A 9,921-nucleotide genomic window follows, 5' to 3' on the forward strand; every position below is an offset into this window, starting at 1 on the left:
CGCGTCGCCGCTCGAGGCCAGCCGATGAACTGCACAGTGTTCTGGGGAAACAACGGATTCGTGGTGGTGCCCGATTGCCTGCAGGCGTCGGTCGAGGCCGAGCACCGGCACGGGCCACTGTGCGCATGCGCTCGTCTGCGCACCGACCGGCTCGACGCGCCGCTGGCCGAGCGCCTGGCCGCCGCGATCGACCGCCGCAGCTACAGCTGCATCGGCGCCGACCTGGCGCTTCACGGTGATTACACGCCGACGGCACCGCTGCCGCTGCCGTACGGATTCAGCTGGGAAGGGCGCGACGACGAATCCGCCGACGAGCCGCTGCTCCTGCGGTGCGGCTCGCGTCCGCCGGTGCTGGTCGCCGAACTGATGCCGGTCGGCGCGCGCGGCGGCTGGATCGCCATCACCAGCTGCCACAAGGCGTGGGCGTTTCGCGGCAAGCATGTCGCCTGCAAGCGCGCGGCGGCGGTGCACTTCATCGCGGCGTGGGCGAATCTGAATGCGTCGCGGCTGCGCAGCGAAATCCTGCGGCCGCCGGTCGAGCCGCCGCGTCCGTCCGCCAGCCTGCGGCAGCGCGCCGCCGATCTGGCGGCGTGGTCGCGCCGGCGCGGGCGCGCCATGGGCGATGGTCCGGATGCGACGCCCGGCCTCACGTCGCGATAGCGACGCCACCGCACTCCGACACAGCGCGCGCATGCAACGATGCCTTGCCTACACGTCGCATGCACCGGCCGAATGTGAGGGTAGGGCGTCCCCCGCAAGCGAGACCTGCCCATGGCACGCGACATCCTCAAGACGCTCAAGGCGGAGCACGACGCGCTGCGCGAGCTGTTCGCCGAACTCAAGGAAACCACCGACCGCGGCATCAAGAAACGCGAAGGCCTGCTCGAGGAAATCGAGGCCAGCCTGCTGCCGCATGCGAAGTGGGAGGAGCAGGTGTTCTATCCGGCGTTCCAGGAACGCGCCGATCGCGATGGCCAGCAGACCTACGCCGAAGCCTTGACCGAACACCACGCCGTCGAGAACTCGGTGATCCCCGAAGTGCATGCGGCCGAACCGGGCACGCCGGAATTCGCCGGTCGCACCAAGGTGTTCGGCGAGTTCATCGAGCACCACGCCAGGGAAGAAGAGAAGACCATGTTCCGGATGGCGCGCGAGCTGTTCACCAGCGAGGAGCGCGCGCAACTCGACGAGCACTACGAGGCGTGGAAGCAATCCGATGCGGCCGCCAACCTGATCGCCGCGGAGAAGGCCAAGGCCGGGATCAGGGGCGCGGTGAAGTCGCTGACCCACTAGCCGCGCGCATGCGAGCCGCGAGGTAGGGTGGGCCCTGGCCCACCCTCAGACGCCGACGATCAACGTTCGCCGAACAACGCGTTGATCGCGCCGTAGTCCATGCGCGCTCCCGCCACCGCACGCCCGTCGTGCAGGAATCCGCGCGCGAGTTCGCCCACATACGCGAACACCGCCTCGGGCAGGTCCGCGCCGGCGCTGAGGCGGCGCACGCCGAGCGCTTCGAGGGCATCCAGCGCCGGCAGCGCGGGACGCAGCATCACGTTGAGCGGCAGCGGCGTGCCGGATGCGATCGCGCCGATCTGCGCGGCTTCGGTCACGCCCGGCACGAACAGACCATCCGCGCCGGCCTCGCGATAACGCGCGGCGCGCGCGAGCACCATTTCCACGCGCTGTTCCGGCGGCGCGAGGCCGCGCAGGTACACGTCGGTGCGCGCGTTGACGTAGATGTCCAGACCGTGCGCGGCGAGCGCATGCCGGATCGCTTCGATCTTGGCGCCGAGCACCTCGGGCGCACCGGCGCCGTCCTCGAGGTTGATGCCGACCACGCCGATGGCGGCCAGGCGCAGCACGTGCTCGGCGACGACGCGCGGATCGTCCGAATAGCCGCCTTCCACGTCCACGCTCAGCGGCACGCGCAGGACGCGGACGATTTCCCCGGCCTGCGCGAGCAGATGGTCGAAGGGCAATTGGTCGCCGTCCGCATAGCCGCAACTCCACGCCATGCCGGCACTGGTGGTGGCGATGGCGGGCGCGCCGAGGCTTTCGATCAGGCGCGCGCTGCCGGCATCCCAGGCGTTGGCGATGCGCAGCACGCCTTGCGTGTGCAGATGACGGAAGAGCGGAGCGTGTTCGGCGTTGCGCATGGAGAACCTCGCGAGTGGGGAGGCAAGCAGTGTCGCAGATACGCGCCCATGCGCACTGGCCGTTTTCGGACGGTGATCTTCTGGATGGGCGTCGCGTTGCCGCGCCATGCGCATCGCGTTCGCGGTGCACGTGTTTCGGAGGGTGGGCCCCGGCCCACCGTTGGCTGCACGGCGGTGGCTCGGATCACCACTGCGTCAATGCAGGCCGATGCCGAGCCCCGCGCGTACGGTGTCGGCGTGTTCTCCGGCCCAGGCGGCGACGAAGTCGATCGCGGCGGCACGCGTGGGATGGGACTGCGAGATGTGCAGTGCGGCTGGCCGGTGACAATTCGCCGTTGCGAGCCAGCCGACGTCCGGCAGCGGCTTCACTGTCGCCACGACGATCTGTTCGGGTCCGTACACCAGGGCGCGTTCGCCGCCGGTGTTCCACCCGTCGCCTTCCTGCCAGGCGAACCCCGACGGCAGCGCAGGGACGGATTCGAGCTGATAGCCAAGACGCAGCGCCAGCTCGGGACTGAGCGGCGCGTAGAGGCAGCGGGTCACTTCCTCTTCGATCGACGCCGCCAGCGCTTTGGCCAGTTCGCCCGTGTCGACGGTCCCGCAACTGCGCAAGGGCCCGAAGCGCAGCCCTGCTTCGCGCGACGCCTTGATGCAGTCCGGTACGAGGATGAATCCCTTCTCGTGCCGGTAGATCGTGCAGATCATGACCGCCCCGGGTTCACCATTGCCCGCGCATGATGCGCTCCGCTGGCGGTGTGGACCGACCGTCGGGCGGAAGAGTCCCGCCGGCGCTCATGGCACCCGGTCGGGGGTTGCCGCAGGCGTCGCGCCCAGAGGCAGCCGGCGCATGGCGCAGGCGTCGAGGATCGCCGCCGTAGACGGTTCGGCCTGCGCGGACGAGGTGAATGTCGGCAACGCGAACGACGCGGAGGAAGCGTTGCCGGCAGGAGTCGGTGCACGGCGTCGGAGTGCGTGCTCGACGATCAGCGACGCCGGGCGCCGCACGGCAGTCAGAGGGAGTGCGTGCACCCGTTCACGAGCGCAGCGGCTATGGGGAAAGTGCCGTGCGCCCAGGCTCTGGGCCTGGGTGTTTTCCCGGATGCGGTGGCGCGCCGCCGCAGGTTCAAACTCGCGGCGGGCGCATCTTCTATGATGCGGACAGCTCTCTGGACGAGAGGTGGTCATGCGCGATGCCATTCCGGTACCGGCGCGGTTCTGGCAGGACTGCACGATCGTCGCGTTGGTGATCGGCGTCCTGGCGTGGCTGTCCATCCAGTTCGCACGCGGTCCCGGCGAACTGGCGGCGGTCTGGTTCGGCAACGGCATCCTCACCGGCTGGCTGATGTCGCGACGGTCCCCGCAGTGGCCGGCCTACCTCGCGGCCGGCTTCTGCGCCGAGGTGCTGGCGCGGCTGGTGGCCGGTCATCCCGTGCCCTATGCGATCGCGATCGCGCTGGCCAATACGGTCGAAGTCGCGATCGTCGCCATCGTCGTGCGGCAGCGCATTCCCGACATCGGCGAGCCCCGGCACTGGGTCCGGGCCGGCGGTATCGCCATCGCCGCGGCGCTGGTCGCCTGCATCGTGTCGGGCCTGCTCGCGTCGGCGGTGAAGGCGTTGTTCCAGCAGGGCAGCTTCGGCATCAGTTTCCTCGCCTGGTTCTCCGCGCACGTGGTGGGCATGGTGATCTTCGCGACCAGTACGGTGGTGCTGCAGCGCGAGGGCCGCGGCCTGTTTTCCGCGGACGGGCGGCGGGTGTCGTTCGTGCTGGCGATGCTGCTGGTCGTCGTGGTGAGCGTGCTGGTCTTCAGCGTGCGCTATCCGGTGCTGTTCCTGGCCTATCCGCCGCTGCTGCTGGGCGCGTTCCGCTTCCGTTTCCCCGGTGTCGCCGTGGGCATTCTGGTGCTGGGTCTCGTCGGCAGCGTGGCAACGGCGCTGGGCCGCGGACCGATCACCCTGGTCGACGAACTGGGCACCGCCGGCCACGTCGCCCTGCTGCAGCTGTACATCGCCGGCGCGTGCCTGATGACGATCCCGGTGGCGCTGGCGATGGCCGAACGCAAGCGCCTCAACGCGCGCCTGCGCGAGAGCGAGCAGCGCTATCGCATGCTCACGGACTACTCGCACGACGTGATCGTGCGCATGAGCCCGAGCGGCGAGCGCCTGTACGTGTCGCCGTCATCGCGCGACATCCTCGGCTGGACGCCGATGGAGATGCTGGGGTCGCGCTGGGATCTCGTCCATCCCGACGATCGCGCACTGCAGCGGCAGACCATGCAGGAGGTGCTCGCCAGCGGCGAGCCGCGCATCGCGGTCTACCGCGTCCGTCACAAGGATGGCCACTTCGTGTGGATCGAAGCGGTGACGCGGCCGATTCCCGCCACCGACGGCCACGGCATGGACATCATCTACACCGGTCGCGACATCAGCCGTCGCGTCGCCGCCGAGCAGGCGCTGGAAGCCAGCCGCGACGAACTGGCGCGGCTCGCGCGGGTGGACGCGCTCACCGGACTGGCCAACCGGCGCCAGTTCGACGAGCGCGTGGACCTGGCGCTGCAGCGGTTGCGTCGCCACGGCACGCCGGTGGCGCTGATGTACCTCGACGTGGACCACTTCAAGCGCATCAACGACACCTGGGGGCACGCGGTCGGCGACAAGGTGCTGTGCTCCTTCGCCGAGCGCCTGTCGCGCTGCGTGCGCGTGATCGACCTGGTGGCGCGCCTGGGCGGCGACGAGTTCGTGGTCGTGGTCGAGGACGCGATGCTGCCGGCGGCGGCCGAGGCGATCGCGCGCAAGCTGCTCGCGGAAATGCACCATTGCATCGAGGTCGAAGGCACCGCGCTGACGGTGACCACCAGTATCGGCATCGGTTACACGGTCAGCGCGGTGGAAACCACCGCCCTGCTGACCACGGCCGATGCGGCGCTGTACGCGGCCAAGCAGGCCGGTCGCAACACTTACCGGATGCGCGCGGTGACCGATCCGCGCTACGGCGACGAGCTCGCCGGCCTGTAAGCCGCGACGGCCGCTTCTTCACGCGACGTCCACGCTGCGGCGCGCCATTTCGTTTACGGCCAGCATCGCGTGGCTACCCTGCCGACGCACCTGCAGAAGGAGGTCGCTCATGTCCGCGGAAAACAAGACGCCGTTCGACCAGGTCAACGACACCCTCACCCAGCTCAAGGAAATGCGCCACTACTCGAAGAACAACGTCGAGCGGCTCACGGCGCAGTGGCTGCTGTTCGACGGCGAGCTGAAGAAGCTCAAGCAGGCCGAACGGATCGAGGAACTGATGACGCGCCAGGGCGAACTGCACGACGCGCTGGAAGCGGAGATCACCGCGCTGGAGGAACTGGTGGTGCAGTTGCAGCCGGCGCCGGAGGAGGCATCGCCGGGCAGCGTGCATTAGAGATGTCGGGGGCGGTGGCAGGGAGTTCCTTTGCCACGCGCGCGTGCCGGGAAAAAACCCTGCTCGCTGCGCGCGCGCCCCGCATCAGCCCTTCGGACAGCTTCTCCCCGCGGTGCGGGGAGAAGCGCGGAACAGATCAGGCAGGGACGCTCTCCCGCTCGATCGCGCGCCAGCCGATGTCGTGGCGGTGGAACTCGCCGTGCCAGGAGATGCCGGAGACGGCTTCGTACGCACGGCGCTGCGCATCGGCCACGCTGTCGCCCAGCGCGCACACGCACAGCACGCGTCCGCCCGAGGTCACCACGTGCTCGCCTTCGACCCTGGTGCCGGCGTGGAACACCTTGGTGTCCTCGATTTCCGGCGCGTCGATGGTGTTGATCACGTCGCCGGTGCGCGGCGTGCCCGGATAGTGCTCGGCCGCCATCACCACGCCCAGGCTCGGGCGCGGATTCCACGCGGGCTTGGCCTCGCGCAGGCGCCCGTCGATCGCGGCTTCGACCAGATCGAGCAGATCGCTGTCCAGGCGCAGCATCACCGGCTGCGTTTCCGGATCGCCGAAACGCACGTTGAATTCGATCACCTTCGGCGCGCCCGACCTGTCGATCATCAGGCCGGCGTAGAGGAAGCCGGTGAACGGCACGCCGTCCTTCGCCATGCCCTGCACGGTGGGGTTCACCACTTCGCGCATCACGCGCTCGTGCACTTCGGGCGTGACCACCGGCGCGGGCGAGTACGCGCCCATGCCGCCGGTGTTGGGGCCGGTGTCGCCGTCGCCCACGCGCTTGTGGTCCTGGCTGGTGGCCATCGGCAACGCGAAGCTGCCGTCGACCATCGAGATGAAGCTGGCTTCCTCGCCGTCGAGGTATTCCTCGATCACCACGCGCGCGCCCGCGGCGCCGAACGAGTATTCGCCGAGCATGTCGGTGATCGCGGCCTCGGCTTCGGCCAGGCTCATCGCCACGATCACGCCCTTGCCGGCGGCCAGGCCGTCGGCCTTGATCACGATCGGTGCGCCCTTCTCGCGCACGTATTCCAGCGCTTCCTCGACGTGCGTGTGCACGGCGTAGTGCGCGGTGGGAATGCCGTGACGGGCGAGGAAATCCTTGGCGAAGGCCTTGCTGCCTTCCAACTGCGCGGCCGCTGCGGTGGGGCCGAAGATGCGCTGGCCGGCCGCGCGGAATCTGTCGACCACGCCGGCGACCAGCGGTCCTTCCGGGCCCACGACCGTCACCGCCACGCCCTCGTCGCGTGCCAGCGCGAGCAGGCCGTCGAGATCGGTGGCGTTGACCGGCACGTTGCGGCACTTCGCTTCGTTCGCCGTGCCCGCATTGCCGGGAGCGACCAGCACTTCGGAAACGCGCGGGGATTGCGCGAGTTTCCAGGCCAGGGCGTGTTCGCGACCGCCGGAACCGATGACGAGGACTTTCATGGGCTGCTCCTGTTCTCTGTAGCAAACGTGCATGGTGAGCGGGTCAGGTCACTGCGGTCGCCGCTGCGCCGCGCCCCTCATCCGGTGCTTCGCACCACCTTCTCCCCGCGGGCGGGGAGAAGGGGAACACTCCCTCGCCCCGCTTGCGGGGTGAAGGCGGACGATTGTGCGCCACCGGCGCACGTCCGACTGAACGTCCTTGCGCTATGCGCAAGGGCCGGGGGCAGAGCGAGGGACAGCCTCGCGCAGCGAGGCAGGGTGAGGGGAGGGGCGTTATCGCAATGGCAACGGCGAAATGCGCCCCTCATCTGCCCCCCGATTACAGCATTCGGGGGCAGGCTCCTCGGGCATCTTCTCCCCGCAAGCGGGGAGAAGAGAACTGCAAAATTCCGGTACAAGCTTTCCGGGCACCTTCTCCCCGCAGCTGGGGAGACACGGACCTCGACGGCTGCTCTGCAAACGACCGCCGTCAGTGACGGAAATGCCGCACGCCGGTGAACACCATCGCGATGCCGTGTTCGTCCGCCGCCGCGATCACTTCCGCGTCGCGCATCGATCCGCCCGGCTGGATCACCGCCTTGATGCCGGCTTCGGCCGCCGCATCGATGCCGTCGCGGAACGGGAAGAACGCGTCGGAGGCCATCACCGAGCCCGGCACCACCAGGCCCGCGTCGTTCGCCTTGATGCCGGCGATGCGCGCCGAGTACACGCGGCTCATCTGGCCGGCGCCGACGCCGATGGTGCGTTCGTCCTTCGCGTAGACAATCGCGTTGGACTTCACGAACTTCGCCACCTTCCACGCGAACAGCAGGTCGGTCAGCTGCGCGTCCGTCGGCGCGACCTTGCTTACCACCCTGAGTTCGTCGCGCGTGACCACGCGGTCGTCGGCGCTCTGCATCAACAGGCCCGAGCCGACGCGCTTGCAGTCGATGAAGCCCGCCGACGGCGGCGCCATCGGGATGCGCAGCACGCGCACGTTGGCCTTCTTCTTCGCGTAATCGAGCGCGCCTTCCTCGTAGTCCGGCGCGATCAGCACTTCCACGAACTGGCGGTCGAGGATCGTCTTCGCGGTCGCGGCGTCGAGCGTGCGGTTGAAGGCGATGATGCCGCCGAAGGCCGAGGTGGTGTCGGTCGCGTACGCCTTCTCGTAGGCATCGCCACAGCCGCCCGCCACCGCGACGCCGCAGGGATTGGCGTGCTTGACGATCACGCATGCGGGCGCGTCGAACTGGCGCACGCATTCCCATGCCGCGTCGGAGTCGGCGATGTTGTTGTAGGACAGCTCCTTGCCCTGCAGCTGGGTGAACGTCGCCAGCGAGCCCGGCGCCGGCCACAGGTCGCGGTAGAACGCGGCCTGCTGGTGCGGGTTCTCGCCGTAGCGCAGGTCCATCACCTTCACGAAATTGCCGTTGGCCTGGCCGGAGAACTGCGCGCGGTTCTTCGCACCCTCGTCGGAGGGCTCGGCGATGGACGACAGCACGTCGCTGATGCGGCCGTCGTACTGGGCGACGCGGTTGAACGCCGCCACGCTCAGGCGGAAGCGCGTCTGCGCGCTGAGCGCGCCGTCGTTGGCGTCCATTTCCGCCAGCAGTTCCGCGTATTGCGCCGGATCGGTGACGACGGCGACGTGGGCGAAGTTCTTCGCCGCGGCGCGCAGCATTGCCGGCCCGCCGATGTCGATGTTCTCGACGATGTCGTCGAAGCGCGCGTCGGGCGCATACGCGACGCGTTCGAACGGATACAGGTTCAGCACCAGCAGGTCGATCGGTGCGATGCCGTGCTGCGCCATCACCGCGTCGTCGGTGCCGCGCCGGCCGAGCAGGCCGCCGTGCACCTTGGGGTGCAGGGTCTTGACCCGGCCGTCCATGATCTCGGGGAAGCCGGTGACGTCGCTGACGTCCTTCACCGACAGGCCCGCTTCGCGGATCGCCTTGGCGGTGCCGCCGGTCGAGAGCAGTTCGACGCCGCGCGCGGCCAGGGCGCGGGCGAGATCGATCAGGCCGGTCTTGTCGGAAACGGAGAGCAGGGCACGGCTGACTTTGACAGGCGTGCCGGGCAGGCGGTCGGTGGTCATGGGGGCAAGGCGGGCGAGAAAGACCCGGAATTATAGAGGGCGGGGGCGGGCGGACGGCGGGGTTCGGGGTGGCGGGGCGGGCATCGGGCGCGGCGTCGCCCGACTCGTCATTCCGGTGCAGCCGCGGTGTGTCTTCCCTTGTGCTGGCCACTCGCGCCGACTCCCTGCGCCGTCTTCCGTGCGCGCGACACATGCGACATCCGGTGCCTCTCCGTGCGTGTCTGCAATCCATGCGACACCCGAGTCCGTCATACCGGCGAAAGCCGGGATCCATTTTGACGTTGCGGTTGCTGCCCGCGCCCCGGCACGGCACGGCGCAGCCAGATGAAACCCGACTCCCACGCGGGCGACGGTCGGCGTCGAGACGGAGCCGCACCGCTGCGCTTCCCCGCCGCCAGCCGCTAAGCTCCCCGACCAACGCAGGATGGCGACCCGGGGAAGGCCGTTGGCATCGATCTACGCACTGAAGGGACACTTCCAGACGCTGCTGCGGCCGCTGGTGCGACGCCTCCATGGCTGGGGCGTCACCGCGAACCAGGTGACGGTGCTGGCCGCGCTGGTTTCGCTGGCAGTGGCGGTGCTGGTGTGGCGCGAAGCGGGCGCGCAACCGGCGTGGTTCGCGCTGCTGCCGGTGTGGATGTTCGCGCGCATGGCGCTCAACGCGATCGATGGAATGCTCGCGCGCGAATTCGGCCAGCAATCGCGCCTGGGCACGTACCTCAACGAACTGGACTGCCCCGCATTCCACAGACAGGTAGTCAGGATACAGCCCTGACCGATTGATACTCCCGCTCGGCCTGCATCGGTGATCGATAACCCAACCCCGAATGCAGGCGAACGCGGTTGTAGAACACC

8 protein-coding genes and 1 pseudogene are annotated in these 9,921 nt (G+C 69.0%); 5 read left to right on the top strand and 4 right to left on the bottom strand.

Features of this window, described 5'->3' with window-relative positions; all coding sequences use genetic code 11:
- Window positions 1-24 precede the first annotated feature (24 nt).
- Together ACFPN1_RS13815 and ACFPN1_RS13820 are read left to right on the top strand one after the other, a co-directional pair.
- Window positions 25-660 carry a hypothetical protein gene (locus ACFPN1_RS13815; RefSeq protein ID WP_386755715.1) on the top strand — a complete coding sequence of 212 codons (636 nt, stop codon included), beginning with the start codon at window positions 25-27 and terminating at the stop codon, window positions 658-660.
- Between the two features lie 111 nt (window positions 661-771).
- Entirely contained in the window at window positions 772-1,293 is a 522-nt protein-coding gene (locus ACFPN1_RS13820) for a hemerythrin domain-containing protein (protein ID WP_386755716.1), read from the top strand.
- A 59-nt stretch (window positions 1,294-1,352) separates the two neighbouring features.
- Here the strand turns inward: ACFPN1_RS13820 and ACFPN1_RS13825 are convergent, their stop codons facing one another.
- Window positions 1,353-2,156: an isocitrate lyase/PEP mutase family protein gene (locus ACFPN1_RS13825; protein WP_386755717.1), complete on the bottom strand. Its 804-nt coding sequence runs from the start codon at window positions 2,154-2,156 to the stop codon at window positions 1,353-1,355.
- 195 nt (window positions 2,157-2,351) lie between these two features.
- Window positions 2,352-2,861 (bottom strand): hypothetical protein, encoded by a 510-nt coding sequence (locus ACFPN1_RS13830; RefSeq protein ID WP_386755718.1) that lies wholly within the window; start codon window positions 2,859-2,861, stop codon window positions 2,352-2,354.
- 478 nt (window positions 2,862-3,339) lie between these two features.
- Here ACFPN1_RS13830 and ACFPN1_RS13835 point away from each other — a divergent pair, with 478 nt between their 5' ends.
- Together ACFPN1_RS13835 and ACFPN1_RS13840 are read left to right on the top strand one after the other, a co-directional pair.
- Window positions 3,340-5,169, top strand: coding sequence for a diguanylate cyclase domain-containing protein (locus ACFPN1_RS13835; protein ID WP_386755719.1), 1,830 nt, complete (start codon window positions 3,340-3,342; stop codon window positions 5,167-5,169).
- A 109-nt stretch (window positions 5,170-5,278) separates the two neighbouring features.
- Window positions 5,279-5,563: a hypothetical protein gene (locus ACFPN1_RS13840; RefSeq protein ID WP_386755720.1), complete on the top strand. Its 285-nt coding sequence runs from the start codon at window positions 5,279-5,281 to the stop codon at window positions 5,561-5,563.
- Window positions 5,564-5,699: 136 nt separating this feature from the next.
- On the opposite strand, the gene purD is transcribed toward ACFPN1_RS13840, so the two are convergent.
- A complete protein-coding gene (purD, locus tag ACFPN1_RS13845; RefSeq protein ID WP_386755721.1) occupies window positions 5,700-6,992 on the bottom strand; it encodes a phosphoribosylamine--glycine ligase in 1,293 nt (430 codons plus the stop codon).
- Window positions 6,993-7,461: 469 nt separating this feature from the next.
- Window positions 7,462-9,066 (bottom strand): bifunctional phosphoribosylaminoimidazolecarboxamide formyltransferase/IMP cyclohydrolase, encoded by a 1,605-nt coding sequence (gene purH / locus ACFPN1_RS13850; RefSeq protein ID WP_386755722.1) that lies wholly within the window; start codon window positions 9,064-9,066, stop codon window positions 7,462-7,464.
- Between the two features lie 445 nt (window positions 9,067-9,511).
- Between purH and ACFPN1_RS13855 the strand changes: the two are divergent.
- Window positions 9,512-9,796, top strand: a pseudogene (locus ACFPN1_RS13855) (CDP-alcohol phosphatidyltransferase family protein); the annotation flags it as partial.
- Window positions 9,797-9,921 lie beyond the last annotated feature (125 nt).

The sequence above is a fragment of the Lysobacter yangpyeongensis genome (assembly GCF_042655745.1).
Classification (GTDB): Bacteria; Pseudomonadota; Gammaproteobacteria; order Xanthomonadales; family Xanthomonadaceae; genus Agrilutibacter; species Agrilutibacter yangpyeongensis.

Excerpts from the sequence above, each read along its gene's own strand:
- ACFPN1_RS13815 (WP_386755715.1), top strand. The coding sequence starts at position 25 with ATGAACTGCACAGTGTTCTGGGGAAACAACGGATTCGTGGTGGTGCCC.
- ACFPN1_RS13820 (WP_386755716.1), top strand. The coding sequence starts at position 772 with ATGGCACGCGACATCCTCAAGACGCTCAAGGCGGAGCACGACGCGCTG.
- ACFPN1_RS13825 (WP_386755717.1), bottom strand. The coding sequence starts at position 2,156 with ATGCGCAACGCCGAACACGCTCCGCTCTTCCGTCATCTGCACACGCAA.
- ACFPN1_RS13830 (WP_386755718.1), bottom strand. The coding sequence starts at position 2,861 with ATGATCTGCACGATCTACCGGCACGAGAAGGGATTCATCCTCGTACCG.
- ACFPN1_RS13835 (WP_386755719.1), top strand. The coding sequence starts at position 3,340 with ATGCGCGATGCCATTCCGGTACCGGCGCGGTTCTGGCAGGACTGCACG.
- ACFPN1_RS13840 (WP_386755720.1), top strand. The coding sequence starts at position 5,279 with ATGTCCGCGGAAAACAAGACGCCGTTCGACCAGGTCAACGACACCCTC.
- purD (WP_386755721.1), bottom strand. The coding sequence starts at position 6,992 with ATGAAAGTCCTCGTCATCGGTTCCGGCGGTCGCGAACACGCCCTGGCC.
- purH (WP_386755722.1), bottom strand. The coding sequence starts at position 9,066 with ATGACCACCGACCGCCTGCCCGGCACGCCTGTCAAAGTCAGCCGTGCC.